14 protein-coding genes are annotated in these 15,965 nt (G+C 69.7%); 4 read left to right on the forward strand and 10 right to left on the reverse strand.

Annotated elements, in window-relative coordinates; all coding sequences use genetic code 11:
- Positions 1 to 108 precede the first annotated feature (108 nt).
- The 3 genes from DVK44_RS32130 to DVK44_RS32140 all read right to left on the reverse strand — a co-directional run bounded on the left by DVK44_RS32130 (position 109) and on the right by DVK44_RS32140 (position 3,859).
- A complete protein-coding gene (locus tag DVK44_RS32130) occupies positions 109 to 1,317 on the reverse strand; it encodes an aldo/keto reductase (RefSeq protein WP_228447460.1) in 1,209 nt (402 codons plus the stop codon).
- Positions 1,318 to 1,447: 130 nt separating this feature from the next.
- Entirely contained in the window at positions 1,448 to 2,299 is an 852-nt protein-coding gene (locus DVK44_RS32135; protein ID WP_114664133.1) for an aldo/keto reductase, read from the reverse strand.
- A 57-nt stretch (positions 2,300 to 2,356) separates the two neighbouring features.
- On the reverse strand, positions 2,357 to 3,859 hold the full coding sequence (locus tag DVK44_RS32140; protein WP_114664134.1) for an MFS transporter: 1,503 nt from the start codon (positions 3,857 to 3,859) through the stop codon (positions 2,357 to 2,359).
- Between the two features lie 128 nt (positions 3,860 to 3,987).
- Between DVK44_RS32140 and DVK44_RS32145 the strand changes: the two genes are divergently transcribed.
- Positions 3,988 to 4,926: a helix-turn-helix transcriptional regulator gene (locus DVK44_RS32145; protein ID WP_114664135.1), complete on the forward strand. Its 939-nt coding sequence runs from the start codon at positions 3,988 to 3,990 to the stop codon at positions 4,924 to 4,926.
- A gap of 52 nt (positions 4,927 to 4,978) precedes the next feature.
- Here the strand turns inward: DVK44_RS32145 and DVK44_RS32150 are convergent, their stop codons facing one another.
- Entirely contained in the window at positions 4,979 to 5,671 is a 693-nt protein-coding gene (locus tag DVK44_RS32150) for an MmyB family transcriptional regulator (protein WP_114664136.1), read from the reverse strand.
- A 390-nt stretch (positions 5,672 to 6,061) separates the two neighbouring features.
- Between DVK44_RS32150 and DVK44_RS32155 the strand changes: the two genes are divergently transcribed.
- Positions 6,062 to 7,336, forward strand: a complete 1,275-nt coding sequence (locus tag DVK44_RS32155; RefSeq protein WP_114664137.1) for an FAD-binding oxidoreductase — start codon at positions 6,062 to 6,064, stop codon at positions 7,334 to 7,336.
- Positions 7,337 to 7,339: 3 nt separating this feature from the next.
- Positions 7,340 to 8,053 carry a flavodoxin gene (locus DVK44_RS32160; RefSeq protein WP_114664138.1) on the forward strand — a complete coding sequence of 238 codons (714 nt, stop codon included), beginning with the start codon at positions 7,340 to 7,342 and terminating at the stop codon, positions 8,051 to 8,053.
- Between the two features lie 109 nt (positions 8,054 to 8,162).
- On the opposite strand, the gene DVK44_RS32165 is transcribed toward DVK44_RS32160, so the two are convergent.
- The 6 genes from DVK44_RS32165 to DVK44_RS32190 form a co-directional block, all read right to left on the reverse strand.
- Entirely contained in the window at positions 8,163 to 8,576 is a 414-nt protein-coding gene (locus DVK44_RS32165; RefSeq protein WP_114664139.1) for an alpha/beta hydrolase domain-containing protein, read from the reverse strand.
- Positions 8,573 to 8,803 carry a hypothetical protein gene (locus DVK44_RS32170; protein ID WP_114664140.1) on the reverse strand — a complete coding sequence of 77 codons (231 nt, stop codon included), beginning with the start codon at positions 8,801 to 8,803 and terminating at the stop codon, positions 8,573 to 8,575. Before DVK44_RS32170 ends, DVK44_RS32165 begins: the two co-directional genes overlap by 4 nt.
- Positions 8,804 to 8,959: 156 nt before the next feature.
- On the reverse strand, positions 8,960 to 10,711 hold the full coding sequence (locus DVK44_RS32175) for a CocE/NonD family hydrolase (protein ID WP_114664141.1): 1,752 nt from the start codon (positions 10,709 to 10,711) through the stop codon (positions 8,960 to 8,962).
- 116 nt (positions 10,712 to 10,827) lie between these two features.
- Positions 10,828 to 11,577, reverse strand: a complete 750-nt coding sequence (locus DVK44_RS32180; RefSeq protein WP_114664142.1) for an SDR family oxidoreductase — start codon at positions 11,575 to 11,577, stop codon at positions 10,828 to 10,830.
- Positions 11,578 to 11,581: 4 nt separating this feature from the next.
- Positions 11,582 to 12,340 (reverse strand): enoyl-CoA hydratase/isomerase family protein, encoded by a 759-nt coding sequence (locus DVK44_RS32185; RefSeq protein WP_114664143.1) that lies wholly within the window; start codon positions 12,338 to 12,340, stop codon positions 11,582 to 11,584.
- Positions 12,337 to 14,085 (reverse strand): AMP-binding protein, encoded by a 1,749-nt coding sequence (locus tag DVK44_RS32190; protein WP_114664144.1) that lies wholly within the window; start codon positions 14,083 to 14,085, stop codon positions 12,337 to 12,339. Before DVK44_RS32190 ends, DVK44_RS32185 begins: the two co-directional genes overlap by 4 nt.
- Positions 14,086 to 14,533: 448 nt before the next feature.
- Between DVK44_RS32190 and DVK44_RS32195 the strand changes: the two genes are divergently transcribed.
- Positions 14,534 to 15,835, forward strand: coding sequence for a damage-control phosphatase ARMT1 family protein (locus DVK44_RS32195; protein ID WP_114664145.1), 1,302 nt, complete (start codon positions 14,534 to 14,536; stop codon positions 15,833 to 15,835).
- Positions 15,836 to 15,965: the final 130 nt, after the last annotated feature.

Consider the following 15,965-nt stretch of genomic DNA (forward strand, 5'->3'; position numbering starts at 1 on the left):
TCCCGCAGCAAGTGCCCCTCCGCAGCTGCCCAGCACAGCAAGTGCCCAGCACGGCAAGGACTTTGTGCCGGTACTCCTCCAGGACAGCCGTCCTGGAGGAGCGTCCGGTCAGCGCGGCGGTGCTTCGACGCCCGTCATGGCGAGGGCCGCCGGCGGCAGCCGGTCGCCGTGGATGGTGACGCGTGCGACGGCGGCGTTCAGCTCAGCGAGTTCGGCACGGCTGAAACGGACCTCCTCCGCGCCGATGTTCTCCAGGAAGTGGCACAGCCTGGTGGTGCTGGGTATCGGTACGATCCACGGCTTCTGGGCCAGCAGCCAGGCGAGGTCTATCTGCGCGGGCGTGGCTCCCTTCCGTACGGCCCACTCCTCCAGCAGCCGCACCAGCGGCATGTTGGCGGCCAGATTCTCGGTGCTGTTGCGGGGCATCGCGGTCCGGCGGTCCTCCGCCGTGAACCGGGTGTACGGACTCATCGTGCCGGTCGTGAAGCCCATACCGAGGGGCGCCCAGCACACAAAGCCGATGCCGAGTTCCTCGCAGAGCGGCAGGACGCTCTCCTCGGGGCCGCGCCACAGGGTGGAGTACTCGTTCTGGATCGCGGTGAGCGGAAGGACCGCGTGGGCCCGGCGGACGGTGCGCGGACCGGGTTCGGAGAGTCCCCAGTGCAGCACCTTGCCCTGGGCGATGAGGTCCTTGACCGTGTCCGCGACGTCCTCGATCGGAACGGTGGGGTCGACGCGGTGCTGGTAGAGCAGGTCGATGTGGTCGGTCCTGAGCCGCTTCAGCATGCCGTCGACGGCTTTGCGGATGCGGTCGGGGCGGCTGGTGAGGCCGAGCCGCGCCCCGGTGTCCGGGTCGATGTCCCAGCCGAACTTGGACGCGATCACCACCTTGTCGCGGACGGGCCGCAGCGCGTCGCCGACGATCCGCTCCGACTCGAACGGCCCGTACGCCTCCGCCGTGTCGAAGAACGTCACCCCCTGGTCGACGGCTGTCCGGATGAGGGCGACCATGTCCGCGCGGCTGGTGACCGGGCCGTACAGGTCGCCCGGCATGGTCTGGCAGCCCAGACCGATGCTGGACACCTTCAGGGAACCGAGCCGGCGGCGACCGGTCTGGGTGATGGCCGCGGTCACCTGGTGACGAGCGGGGGCGGCGCCCCTGGCGGCCGAGGCGGACGGCGCCGCCGGTGTACGTGTCAGGGCGGACGCCGGAGCGGCGGCCACCGCGGTGGCCGCCAGGCCGGCCGCGCCCGCCAGGAAGCGACGACGGCCGCTGGTGGCCGGTATTCCGTTCGGTGTGCTGTCCTGCTCGTGCATACGTGACATCCCTCGTGGTCGTCAGTGGTCGTCGGTGGTCGTCTATGGGGAGCACCCGTGGTCCGCACCGCCGTCGGTGCCCGGCGGTGCGGCGGGGAGTGTGCCGGAACGGTGTTGTCGTACGGCCGGGTCAGCCGTCCAGGCGCCGCGCGCTGAGCCAGCTGACCATCTCGGGGTCGCGGTGGTCGAAGAACAGCGTCGTCCCGGTGTCCAGGGTGGAGACGGCCGCCATCTGCTCGTCGGTGAGCGCGAAGTCGAAGATGTCGATGTTCTCCGCCATGCGCTCGGCGCGGACCGACTTCGGGATCGCGACGACATCGCGCTGGATGAGCCAGCGGAGCACGACCTGCGCCACGGACTTGCCGTGCTTCTCACCGATGCCGCTCAGGACCGGGTGGGTGAAGATGTCGTTCTTTCCCTCGGCGAAGCCGCCCCACGACTGGATCTGGACCCCGTGCTCGCGCATGAGTTCCTGGTCGGCGGTGCGCTGGAAGAACGGGTGGGTCTCGATCTGGTTGACCGCGGGGGTGATCTCGCTGTTGAGGACGAGGTCGAGGAGCCGGTCGGGGTAGAAGTTGGCGACGCCGATCGCCTTGACACGGCCCGCGCGGTGGAGGCTCTCCATGGCACGCCACTGGCCGTACACGTCGCCGTAGGGCTGGTGCATCAGATAGAGGTCGAGGTAGTCCAGGCCGAGCTTGGACAGCGATGTCTCGAAGGCGCGCGCGGTGTTCTCCTCGGCGGGCGCGTCCTGGACCCACAGCTTGGTGGTGACGAACAGCTCCTCGCGCGGGACGCCGCTGCTCTTGATGGCGCGGCCGACGGCCTCCTCGTTCTGGTACGCGGCGGCGGTGTCGAGCAGCCGGTAACCGGCGGTCAGGGCCTCGGTGACGGCCTGTTCGGTCTGCTCCGCCGGGATCTGGTAGACGCCGAAACCGAGGATCGGCATCTCGACGCCGTTGTTGAGGGTGAGGCTGCGCATGGGATTTTCCTTCTGTACGGGGTGGGACGGGAAAAGGGGGGAGAGAGCGGTAGCCGGTCAGTGGTCGAGCAGGCGCGGGCCCGCATTGGTGGCCGGAGTGTGCGGGGACGGAGTGTGATGGTCCGGAGTGTGTTGGGGGTGGGAGGGGACTCGGGTACGGAGCAGTGTGGTGGCCACCATGGCGGCCACCACGACCGCCGCCGCGATCAGCAGGCTGGTGTGCAGTCCGGGGACGAACCGGGTCCGGTCGGCGACCAGCGCGCCGAAGACCGCGACGGCGAGGGCTCCGCCGAGCTGGCGCGCCGCGTTCAGTACACCGCTCGCGACGCCTGCCCGCTCGGCGGGGACGTTTTCGAGAAGCAGCGTCGTCAGCGCGGTCACGGCCATCGCGCCACCGGCGCCGACGGGCACCATCAGCACCACCGACAGCCATACCGGGGCGCCGCCGGGCACCGCCACCATCGCCACCAGCCCCACGGCCATCAGGCACTGGCCGATGATCACCGGCACCCGGGCACCGAGCCTCGTCGCGAGGCGGGCGGCGAGCGGGCCCATGAAGGACGTGAGTACGGTCATCGGCAGGAACGCCACGCCGGTGGCGAGCGGGCTCAGCCCGTGCACCTGCTGGAAGTACAGCCCCAGCAGGAAGACCATCCCGTAGAAGCCGACGTTCAGGGCGAATCCGATGGCGGCGGCGAGCGACATCGTGCGGGAGCGCAGCAGCGGCAGCGGTGTCATCGGATGGCGGCCGCGGGCCTGGGCGACCAGATAGACGACGGCCGACGCGACCGCCACGAGAAAGGCGGCCAGGACCCGCGGGGCGCCGAACCCCTCGGCACCGGCCTCGATGGCGCCGTAGGTCAGGGCCCCCATCGCGGCCACGGCGGCCACCTGACCGGTCCAGTCGAAGGGCGCCACCTGCCGCGGGGAGGCGTGGGCGTGCCTGAGCAGCAGCAGGGCCACCGCGCCCACCGGCAGATTGACGAAGAAGATCATCCGCCAGTCGATCACGGTGAGCAGTCCACCGGCCACCGGACCGGCGGCCGCCCCGACCGAGCCGCTCACACTCCACAGGGCGATCGCCCTCGCGCGGGCCGCCGGGTCGGGAAAGGTCTCGCGCAGCAGGGCCAGGGAGGACGGGACGACCAGCGCGGCCCCCGCTCCCTGCACGAGCCGCGCCGCCACCAGAACGCCCGGATTCGGCGCGAGCCCGCACACCGCGGACGCCACGACGAACAGGGCCAGCCCAGCGCCGAACGCCTGGCGGGCCCCGACACGGTCGCTGAGGGCGCCGGCGGACAGCAGGAACGCGGCGAAGGCGAGGGCGTAACCGTCCACCACCCACTGCAACCCGGTCATCCCGCTGCCGAACCCGCGCCCGATCGACGGCAGGGCGACATTCACGATCATCGCGTCCACCATGATCGTGAAGAAGCCGATCAGTACGGCGGCCAGGGCCGGCCGGGCACGGGAGGTGTGCGACGGCGGGACGGCGGCGCCGGCCTGGACCGGTGACGTGGGGGACGGCGACGCGGGGGACGACGCGGTGGGGGACGACATGGAAACCAGCGTCGCGATTTTCGGGCGCCGGTGGCAGGCCGAGCCGTACAGGGGCCTGCGCTCAGGGGTAATGACAGGGCCCCCCACACGGGCGCTCCCCAGGTCAGTGTGGTGTGAGACTTGTCCGTATGGCATTCGAGCAGCGCACCGGCAGGGGCGAGGGCATGGAGCTGGGCCGGTTCCTGCGCGCGCGCCGTACGCAGACCAGCCCCGACCAGGTCGGCCTCACCGTGGGTGCCGGACTGCGCCGGACCCCCGGGCTGCGCCGCGAGGAACTGGCCACGCTCGCCGGCATCAGCATCGACTACTACGTCCGGATGGAGCGGGGCAAGGAGACCCGGCCCAGCCCCGCCGTGCTCGACTCCGTCGCCCGCGCCCTGCGCCTGGACGACGCGGAGCACCAGCATCTGCGCGAGCTGGCCACGAGAGCCGCGCGGTACGCCCCCGAGCCCGCGCCGCCGCCCAGCCGCACCGTACCGCCGCATCTGACACAGGTCCTGGAGGCGATGCGGCCGAACCCCGCCTACATCGTCGGCCGCAGCATGGACCTGCTGGCCTGGAATCCCGGCGGCCTCGCGATGTACGCGGGCCTCGAAGACTGGCCCGTCCCCCAGCGCAACCTCGCCCGCTACCTCTTCCTCCACCCGGCCGCGCGTTCTCTCTTTCCCGGCTGGGACGACCTTGTCCGCGGCTGTGTCGCCCGGCTGCGCGCCCAGGCCGGCACCGCCCCGGACGCCCCCGACCTCACCGGTGTCGTGGGTGAACTCCTGCTCAAGAGCCCGGACTTCGTCGAGCTGTGGGAGCGGTACGACGTGGTGGGACGGCGGAAGGTCCGCAAGACGTTCCGCCACCCCCAGGTCGGTGTGTTCACGCTCAGCGGCCAGAGCATGATGCTCGAAGGCACCTCCGGCCTGCGTCTCGGTGTCTACACCGCCGTACCGGGAACCCCTGACCACGATGCCATGGTCCTTCTGGACGCGACCGCGCCCGGGACCGGGTCGGAATCCGAGTCCGAGAGCGCCGGCGGACCGGCCCCGGAAGCGGCCGAACAGCGGCGGCACAGCTGACCGTTGAGGGCCGGCGCGCCCGCCTGCGCGGCCGTGCGGCAGCGCCGCGCGGTCAGGCGGAAGACGCGCCGCTGTTGTGGGACGAGGCGGGTCTGCGGGGTGTCGCCCGCGAGCCGAGCAGGTCGAGGAGCACCAGGGCGTCGTACGCGGCGGTGCCGGGCTCGGCGTAGTAGGTGATGAGCCGGTGGCCGGGAGTGCCCTCCAGATCCATGGACTGGTGGCCGAGGGTGAGATCACCGACCTGGGGGTGGTGGAAGGTCTCGCGTCCGTACGCGTGTCTTCCGGCGTTGTTGTTCCTCCAGAGGCGGCTGAACTCCGGGCTTTTCATGAGGAGTTCACCGGCGAGCCGGGTCAGGTCGGGGGCATCGGGGTCGGCGGCGGCCAGCGTGCGCAGCCGGGCGACACAGCCGCGGACCTGGGTGCCCCAGTCGTGGAACAGCCCGCGGGACGCCGGATGCAGGAAGGCGTACCGGGCGATGTTCCGCTGTCGGGTCGGCCACTCCTCGATCCCGGCGAGCAGGCTCAGACCGCTGGGGTTGGCCGCGAGAAGGTCGTGGGTGCGGCTGACCACATGTGCGGGGTTCGGCCGCAGGCTCTCCAGCAGCAGCTTCACACCCGGTCGTACGGAACGGCTGGGCACCGCCGGCTCGCCGGGCACCGTACGGGCGGCCTGTCGGGGGAGGCCGGGCAGCCGCTCGTGCCCGTCCTGCCCGGCGCCCCCGCCGGTGGGTTGCTCACGCGTCATACCTTCGAGTGTGCGGTCGGCCGGTGACCTGCCGGTAGCCGGGTGAGGGGCCCTGTCGTGCCCCGGAACGCGGTTCCCCGGCACACGGCGGTCTGGCACGGGACACATGTGCGGGAGACGGTTGCCGCTGAGAACGATGCCGCGAGAACGAGATCGCTGAGAACGAGATCGCACGATGAAAAAGGCTTTCGCACGTGAAGACGAAATACAAGACGGTCGTCCTGATTTCCGTTTCCTTACTGATCATGGCGACGCTCATCCATGTCAACCTGGACCATGTGCGGGACACACGGCCACGACGGTTCTCCTCGGTGAGCGAGGACAGCACGGCCGAGACCGAGAGACAAGGGAGCGTGCTCGGAGGGGCCGCAGCCCGAGGAGACCGCCGCGATGCTGCGTAAGCCGCTGTTCTGGAGCGTCGCGATCGTGTTTCCGCTTCCGCTCGTCCTCACCTACGACGCTGTTTCCACGGCGCCCGATGTTCTGAAGTTCTATATTTTCCTCGGCCTGGTCGCCTATGCCTGGTGGCTGCTGTCCATTCTGCTGAGTGTCAGGCCGTCCTGGCTGGACCGTTTCGTGGGACTTCCCGCCATATACGGCCTGCATGGGATGCTCGGTGCGCTGGCGATCGTGGCGGCCTATGTGCACGGTGACTTCGGGTACGCGTCGAACAGCCTGGCGCGGGACCTGGGAGATTGGGCGTTCTACGGGGCGCTCGGGGTGCTGTGCTACTCGGCGTTCTTCATGAGCGGGTGGCTGGTCGACAGATCGAGGCTGCTGCTGAGGACCAAGCAACTCCTGGAGGTTGTCTTCCGCCGGCGGCTCTCGGTGTGGATTCACCGTGTGAGTCTGGTGCTTGTGGCGATGATCTGGCTGCATACCCATCTGCTGGTGCGAGTCAACCAGTACTTCGGGTTCATGATGCTCTTCGATCTGTACACGGTGACGGTGCTGGGCATCTATGTCTGGAAGAAATGGATCGCCCCGGACACCTATCTGACGGGTACGGTCATATCCAATGACGCCCGTGGCGAGTCGACCCGCAGGGTGTCATTGCGCCTTGACACCCGCGCGGCGGCCCTGCGGCCCGGCGATTTCTTCTTCCTCCGCTTCGAGGGGTCCTCCGCCGTGAGCGGGGAATGGCATCCCTTTTCGGTCACGGACGACAACCGGGAGACGCTGACCTTCACGATCCGTCAGCACGGGGACTTCACCCGGCGCCTCGACAGGGTCGGCGCGGGCAGCTCCGTACGCCTGGAAGGGCCGTTCGGCCGCTTCGAATCGATCATTCAGAATCACGACCGTGAGGCCCCGCTCGTCTTCGTCGGAATGGGCGCGGGTGTAGCGCCGCTGCTCAGTCTGGCTGCGGCCCATCACACCACACGGAATATCCATCTGCTGTGGGCCGTGCGCAGCGCGGAGGATGCCTATTACCGGGACGTCCTGGAGGAATACGAGGCGGCGTCGGGCGGCCGTCTCAAGGTCACCACCAACGTCGGCCGGTTCCGCCGTGAGGATCTCGCCGGCGCGCTTTCCGCGGAGGCGGTCGCCAAGGGGGCCTTCTTCATTGTCGGTCCGAACCCCGCCGTGCTGGCGAACCAACGTCTGTTGTGGCGCATGGGAGTCTCCGCGCGGAGGATCCACCAAGAACGTCTCACCATGTAACAGATGCGGAGTTTCCCCAAAGTGACACATACGACACGTCGCACCTTTCTCGCACTGGTCACCGCCGCCGTGGCGGGAGCCGCGGTCACGGGCTGTTCGGCAGACGGGGGCGGTGACTCATTGAGCAGGTCGAAGCCCGTTGAGGTCATCCCTCCGGTCGACGGCAAACGTGCTCTGGTCGCCTATTTTTCGGTACCGGAAACCGATGACCCCAACAACATGAGCAGCGAAGAGGAGAACAGCGCGCACGTCGTTGACGGAAAGGTCCTCGGGAACGTCCAGTACGTCGCCCAGCTGATCGAGGAACGTACTGGAGCCGAGGTGTTCCGCATCGAGACGGCGAAGGACCTACCCCTTGAACACAAGACGCTGACGGATCTCGCGCTCGAACAGCAGGACGCGGGTGACAGGCCGGAACTCAAGGCGACGATCCAGAACCTCGAAGAATATGACACCGTTTTTATCGGCTATCCGATCTGGTGGTACGACCTGCCGATGCCGGTGTACACCTTCCTTGAGCAGCACGACTTCAGCGGAAAGAATATCGTTCTGTTCAGTGTCCATGGCGGCAGCCGCCTGTCGGGAACCGATGAGACCGTCGCGAAAGTTCTCGCCGATTCCACGGTGATCGGCAACGCCTTCACGATATCGCGCGACGACATGGACGACGCCGAGAAGGAGGTCGGCGGCTGGCTCGACGGCCTCGGTCTCTCCTGAAGAATCACTGAGGCAGGTTGACAAGACGTCCTCCGCGTCGGCCCGCGCCGCTCAAGTGCCATGGGCCGCACCGTTACGGCTTCCAGCCGCGGCGGTGCTGCCACCGCCGTTACGGGATCTCCAGCTCCCTTGCCTCGCGCCGCAGATCGCCGGCGTCCTCGGCGAGCAGCCAGCCCTCGGATATGAGCTGGTCCAGACGCCGTTCGAAGCGCTGGAGATAGTCGGCGGAGTCCCGGTACAGCTCCCGCAGCTTCGCCGCGTCGAACGGCTCGTCGCTGCCGATCGTCAGATGGCTCGAAGTGCCGTCCGGACGGGTCGGGTTGGGCCGGTAGGTGGAGTGAGGCACGTCCAGCTGGGCGGTGCGCACACCGCCCCGGGTATTGCCGTGCTCGTCCGTGGCGAAACGGCCGTCGGGCCCCACCTCCAGGCGGTCGGCCCGGGGTGGCACCGTACCGTTCGCCACCCACTCGACCAGATGGTGCAGGCCCATGCTGAACAGCTCGCAGTGCGGGAGGCTGTTCATCGGACCACCCGGTCCACCACCGTCCCCGCGAACGGCCCCTCGGGCGAGCGGAGCGCCGCGCCGACCTGGGCGAGGATCGCGCTCGTGGCCCGGTTGCGGCGTGCCAGCTCCGCGAAGAACGTCCTCGACAGCTCCCGGTTTCCGAGGTTCGCGTTGAGGTCGAAGTCCGCGCTGTCGGGCCCCTTGATGCGCAGGGACCCGTAGCGCCCCGGATCGGACGCCTTCACATGCAGGTCAAGTGTGGTCTTCTCCTCCTCGGCATAGCCGTACGGCCGAGGGAGGGGACATCGGTGGCGTACGGGGAGAACGGCGGGGTGTCACCGTCCGGCGAACGGCGCAGTACGGCGGGAACAACGTTTTCCATAGCGCTCCTTGACGGTTCGTCAGCGGGGGATGACCGGGAGGACCAGCCGGGAGGGGCGCAGTTCGTCGTGGTAGACGCGCTGCTGCGCCGGGACCGTCCTGTCCGTGGTGGCGTGGGTGATGCGCTCACCCGTGTTCGGGTTCAGGTCGTAGGTGGGGAACTCGCTGGAGGAGATGTCGAGCCGGACGCGGTGTCCGGCCTTGAAGACGGTGCTCGTCGACCAGAGGCTGATCTCGTAGCGGTACGGCGTCCCCGGGGTCCGGGGCTCCGTCACACCGTGGCCCGTACGGACGACGCCCTGGCAGACGGGGACGGCGGCGCCGTCGGGGAAGACGTCGATCAGCTTCGCCGTGAAGTCGGTGTTCTCCACGGACGACGACGCCCACAGCTCCAGTGTCACCGGACCCGTGACCTCGATCTCGGCCTCCAGCGGGGGAGTGGAGTAGACGAGCACATCGGGGCGGCCGGCCACCGCGTCGAGGTCGACGGGGTCGCCGTAGGTCGCGCCCGTACGGAGCGAGCCGGGCACGGGGTCGCTGGGGTCGTACACGTAACGGTCAGGTTCCTCATCGCCCGGCGCCCGGGTCGACAGGCTCCGGACACCGTCGGTGCGGAGGTAGTACGGGGTCCACCGGGTCCGGGCGAGCGGCCACTCCCGCTCCTCGCGCCAGACGTTGTCGCCCATCACGTACAGCCGGACGGGCGGCTCCTCCCGCTGGTAGTCCGGGAGTTCACCCTTGAGGTGGTGGGCGAAGAACCGCATGACGGGGGCGTCGGGGCCGAAGTCGACGAACATTCCGGCGTTCTGGTCGGCGTCGGGCCGGATCTGCGCGCAGTTGTGGTTCCAGGGGCCGACGACCAGGCGTTGTGTCTCGCGGGTGCGCTCGGTGGCGCCGTGGTGGGCCAGGGTGGTGTACACGTCCAGATTGCCCTTGGCGAAGAAGTCGTACCAGCCGGCCAGATGGAAGACCGGCAGATCGATGCTGTCGGCGTGGGCGGCTGCGCTGATCCGCCGCCAGTACGGGTCGTTGCCGTCGTCGTGGTCGCAGTGGTCGCGGAACCACGGGGCCAGGTCGCGGAGTTCGGCCGCGTCCCGCAGCGGGCGGCGGTCCAGCATGCCGCGGGTCTCCGCCATCTCCAGCCGGAGCAGCTCGGCCTGTTTCTCCGGGTCTCCGAGACCGCCCTCGTCCATGAGCCGGCCACCGGCGGCGAAGCCGGGCAGCGGCGACGGTATGCCCCGGCGGTCGGCCTCCTCCGTGGTCATGAGGCCGCTCCAGCTCAGTGTGAGACCGAGGTGCAGCACACCGGGCGCGTAGTACCAGGTGCTGTCGCTCCAGTCCCAGCCGCAGGTGAACGGCGCGAGCGCGGTCAGATGGGGCGGCCGGGCGATGGCGGCGGCCCACTGCGAGAAACCGCTGTAGGACATGCCCCACATACCGACCCTGCCGGTCGACCACGGCTGCGTGCCCGCCCACTCGACGGCGTCGTAGCCGTCCTCCACATCCGGTACCAGGGGGTAGAACTCGCCCTCGGAGCCGAAGCGGCCCCGGCAGCTCTGCACGATCACGGCATAGCCCTGCCGGGCGATGATCTTCGCGAACATCGCGGAGATACCGTCGCGCGGAGTGTACGGGTAGCGCTGGAGCAGCACCGGGAAGGGGCCGGGTCCGGCCGGCCGGAAGATGTCCGTACGGAGGCGAACGCCGTCGCGCATCGGGACCATCACGTCGTTCTCTACGACGAGTTCAGCGGTGTCGGTCACATCGGCCATGACTCTGCCCTCTCACATCAATCCGGTGGTGTGCGGTCGGTCGTCCGTGCGCGTGTGCGTGCGCGTGTGCGTGCGCGTGTGCGTGGGCGTGTGTGTGAGTGCGTGTGAGTGCGTGGTCAGCGCAGGGCGCTGCCGACGCTGATCCCGCCGTCCACGTCGAGGACCACCCCCGTCACATACCGGGCGGCCTCCGAGCACAGGTAGGCGGCGGCCTCGGCGATGTCCGTGGGGTCGCCGATGTGCCCCATGGGCACCCGGGCGGCGAGTTTGGCGCGGGCGGCGTCGTTCATCGAGGCCAGCATCGGCGTGGCGATGAGGCCGGGGGCGATGGCGTTCGACGTGATGCCGTGGCGGGCGCCCTCAAGGGCGATCGTACGGGCCATACCCACCACGCCGGCCTTCGCGGCGGCGTAGTTGACCTGGCCGAAGTTGCCGCGCCACGACATGGAGGAGAAGGAGAGGATACGGCCGTACCCCTGCTCCTTCATGTGCGGGAAGACCGCGCGGCAGCAGTGGAACATACCGCGGAGGCTCACATCGACGACGGCGTCCCACTCGTCGTCGGTCATCCGCTCCAGCCGGTTGTCCCGGATCACCCCGGCGTTGTTGACGAGGACGTCGGCGCGGCCGAAGGCGTCCACCGTGCCGGCGACCCACGCGTCGACCTGCCCCGCGTCGGCCACGTTCACGACGGAGGTACGGACGCCCCCGCCGCCGCACGCCTCGGCGGTCTCCCGTACCGCCGCCTCGTTGACATCGCACAACGCCAGCCGCGCGCCCTCCGAGGCGAACCGCAGGGCCATAGCGCGGCCCAGGCCCTGTCCGGCTCCGGTGACCGATACGACTCGGTCCGTATAACGCTGCACGGGGTTACCTCACGGCTCGCTGGTCGAAGAATCGGTCGAGTTCGGCGGCGATGTCCCGCTCGCGCCAGTGCGCGGCGAACATGTCCAGCTCCCGCGACAGGGCGTCCGGGACACCGGGGGCGGCGAGCAGCCGCTTCATCCGTGCCTGGCCGGGCGGCAGTCCGGTGAACGACCGCGCCACGGCCGTGACCGTCGCCTCGAACTCCCCTTCTTCGGCGACGGCTTGGACGAAGCCGCTGGGCACGAAGTGTTCGGCGGGCAGCAGTTCGCCGGTGAGCATCAGACGCCGGGCCAGGGGCTCGCCGACCTTGCGGGGCAGCCGTACGCTCGAACCGGCTCCGGGCAGCAGGCCGTTGCGGATGTGCCCGTCACCGATGACGGTGCCGGTCCGGGCCACGACCGCGTCGCAGGCGAGCGCCAACTCCAGCCCGCCCGCGACCACATGGCCGTGTACAGCGGCGATGACGGGCTTCGTCGCCGTCTCCAGCCGGGTGAAGCACGCGGAGACCCGGCCGAGGAACGCCAGCGGGTCCCCGCCCGCGCGGGCCAGCTCCCGCAGGTGGCGCAGATCGGCGCCGGCGCAGAAGCTGGGCCCGTTCCCGGAGATGACCACCGCCTCGGTGCCGGGGTCGCGCATCGCGTCCGCGACGGCGTTGTCCAGGGCCTGGATCAGCTCCGGGTTGATCGAGTTGCGGCTCTCGGGCCGGTTGAGCCGGATCCGGCGGACGGCGCCGGACTGCTCGGTGAGGACGGCTGTGGTCACGCGTGGGTCCCTGGGTCGGTCGGGGCGGTCGGGGCGGTCGGGTTGGTCAGGTTGGTGGGGTGGGCCGGGCCGTTCGGGTTGGCCTGGTCGGTCCGGCGCTGTTGGCGCAGGACGAATCGCTGGATCTTTCCGCTGGGTGTCTTCGGCAGCTGATCGGTGAAGTGCACCGTGCGGGGATAGGCATGGGCGGCGAAGCGCGTCTTCACCAACTGCTGCAATTCAGAAGTCAGTTGGTCGGACGCCTCGGCTCCTTCCTGGAGGACTACGTAGGCTTCCAGAACCTCGCCGCGGACCTCGTCGGGCGCGGCGACGACCGCGCACTCGACCACCGCGGGGTGGGTGACCAGGACGGACTCGACCTCGAAGGGGCCGATGCGGTAGCCGGCCATGATGATCACGTCGTCGTCCCGGGACGAGAAGTGGAAGTAGCCCTCCTCGTCCACCCGGCCGACATCACCCGTGTAGTACCAGCGGCCGTCGGGGCTGAACTTCTCCGCGCTCTTCACCGGGTCGCCCTCGTACCCCTTGAACCAGGCCAGCGGACTCGCCCCGAGATCGGCCGCGATCCGGCCGACGGTGCCCGTGGGGGCGATCTCGTCCCGGTCCTCGTACAGGACGCGCAGGCTCCAGCCGGGCATTGGATGCCCCATGGAACCGGGGCGCACCGGGCTTCGTAGCGAAGGGAGTTGGTGGTTGTTGACGAGCATGCCCGCCTCGGTCTGCCCGTAGTGGTCATGCACCTGGATGCCGAACGCCTCCTCGGCCCACGCGTTGATCTCGGGGGTCAGGGGCTCTCCGGCACTGGACGCGCGGCGCAGCGCCAGGCCGGCCGGCACCGGGACGCCGGAGGCGCGCAGCGACCGGTAAACGGTGGGCGCGGCGGTGAAGTTGGTGACCCCGAGCGTGTCCATCACCTGCCAGGTGAGCCCGGCGGAGAACCCGGAGTGCAGCAGAACACTGGGGACTCCGAGGCTCAGTGAGGCGATCACACCGAAGTAGAGCCCGTACGCCCAGCCCGGGTCGGCGGCGTTCCAGAAGACATCGTCCTCGCTCACACCGCAGCCGTACTCGGCGTAGAGCCGGAAGCCGGCGATCGCCGCGGTGGGTACGACGACCCCCTTGGGGCGGCCCGTCGTGCCAGACGTGAAGATGTGCACGAGCGGCGCGTCCCCGCCCAGCGCGACGGCGGGATGTCCCGGCGCGTGCGCGTCGAGCAGGTCGGCGAAGCGCAGGTCACCGGTGTGTCCCGTGCCTCCGCTGACGACGACGCGCCACGCCGCGTCGGCCGGGATGTCCGCGCCCGGTGCGAGCTTCGCCCGCTGCGGCGCGTCGCAGATGACGACCTTGGTGTCACTGGCCAGCAGCCGCAGGGCGATCGCCGGGGGAGCGAAGGCGGTGAACAGCGGCACCGTCACCGCGCCGAGCCGCCAGATCGCGAGCAGGGCGACGAGATAGTCGACGCTCTTGCCCATCAGGGTCGCCACCCGGTCGCCCGGCCCGACACCGAGGCCGGCCAGGGCGGCGGCGAACCGCTCGGAGTCCGTCTTCAGCCGCCCGTACGTCAGCACGGTGGCCGAGAGATCCGGCTCGACGACGGTGTACGCGACGGCGTCGGCCGGATGACCGTCGCAGAGCAGCCGGGCGACGGACGCGTGCGGATCGCTGTAGCGGGTGACCAGCTCGTGGACCCGGTCGAGCGGGTCGGCGGCTGATCCGGGATCCGGGCGGGGGCCGGAGAGGGCCATCGTTTGCCTCATAACGGAACGGCGAAGGCGACCTTCGATTACGGGTACGATTTCGCGTACGTTAGTACTGCGTGAAGTATTCATCAAGGGTGTGAACGGTGACGGCCCCGATGGATGTGATGTGTGGGCGCGGTGCGGTGCGGTGCGGTGCGGTGGGACGCGGGCGCCCATGCCGTCCGGCAAAGCGGCGCCGCCGAGTACGAGTGCGGTACGGGTACGCGTACGCCTGCGGACGCGTCAGCCCGTGGCGCCCTCGTTCCACGCCGTCTCCAGGAACTGCCGTGCCTGAGCGACGAGGAGACGGTCTTCCGGGGCGTTGCCACCGAACATCCTGTGACCTGCTCCGGAGCCCGGTTGCCAGCCGGCGGCGTGATGTGGGAGACCTGGGGGACACCAGTGATCAGGAGCGCGACGGCTCCGGCTGGCGAGGTATGAAGGGCTGGACGCCATGGGAGACAGCAGCACCTACACCGCGGGTGAAGGGGACGGGCCCGGCGCCGATGCCGGGTCCGACGCTGGGATCGACGCCGGTTCGGCCGTCGCGGCAGACCTGCCGGTCATCACGGGCGGCGTGCCCGGCTCGTTCGCCCGGGGGGTCCTCGCCGACCGCCATCCCGCGCTCATCCAGCAGGTACGGGACGCCTTCCCGTACGGCCGACGGCAGCATGAGGCCCTCGACAGCCTTCTGGATGAGATCACCCATGGTGTCATCGAGCCGCTCGGCCCCGAGGACCACGATCACGAGCGCTGGGCGGAGTGGGGGCGGGGACACTTCGGGCGGTCCTGGTACGACGTGCCCTTTCTGTGGGCGGAGAGCTACTTCTACCGCAGGCTCCTCGGCGCGGTCGGGTACTTCGGTACCGGGCCGTGGCGGGGAGTCGATCCCTTCGCGCCGTTCAAACGGGCCGAACTGCGGGGCGAGGCGGTGGAGGAGGAGCTGCGGGCCCTGGATGTGTTGGCGGACGCGCCGGCCGAGAAGCGGGCGGAAGCGCTGCTCCTCGGCTCGCTCTGGGGCAACCGCGCGGACCTAGGCTTCCGCGTCTCGGCGGATGAGCGGGTGGGGGAGCGGGCAGCGGAGTCGGTCGCCGCATCGGCCGTCGACTCCGCGCTGGTCGCCGACGGCAGTCCCCTGCTGTGGCGGCTGCTGCCGGCCGGAAGCCCCTCGACCGTCGCGGTGGTGGCGGACAACGCGGGACGCGAGCTGATCCCTGACCTGATCCTCATCGACCATCTCCTTGAACACCGGCGCGCCGAGCGGGTCGTGCTGCACGTCAAGCCGTATCCGTACTTCGTCTCCGACGCGATGATGTCGGACGTGGTCGACTGCCTCCGCCGCCTCACCGAGGCGCCCGGCGAGGCGGGCCGGATCGGCGGTCGACTGTGGAAGGCCATGGCGACGGGGAGCCTGGAGGTCCGGGCCCACCCGTTCTTCTGTGCCCCTCTGCCGTACGAGGAGATGCCCGAGGACCTCCGCGCCGAATTCGCGGGCGCCACGCTTACCGTCCTGAAGGGCGACCTCAACTACCGCCGCCTGGTGGGAGACCGGCTGTGGAGCGCCACGGACTCCTTCGCCGTCCGTACGGCGTACTTCCCGGGAGCCGTCGCGGCGCTGCGCACACTGAAGTCCGACGTTGTGGTCGGCCTGGCCCCGGCGGTCTTGGACACCCTTGAGCACTCCGGCACCGCGTGGCGCACGAGCGGCACGCACGCGCTGATCCAATCGCGGAGGGCGCCCGAACCGCGGTTCTAGACGAGCGAACACACCGCACCCTGCGGAACCGCCGACCTGACCTGTGCGTCGAAGGGCCATGACTGGGAGAATTGGACATGTCGTCGTCGCTGCCGCGCTGGGCGCTGCGGTACTCACGGGCTGTGCCACG

This window comes from Streptomyces paludis, from assembly GCF_003344965.1.
In the GTDB taxonomy this organism is placed as follows: domain Bacteria; phylum Actinomycetota; class Actinomycetes; order Streptomycetales; family Streptomycetaceae; genus Streptomyces; species Streptomyces paludis.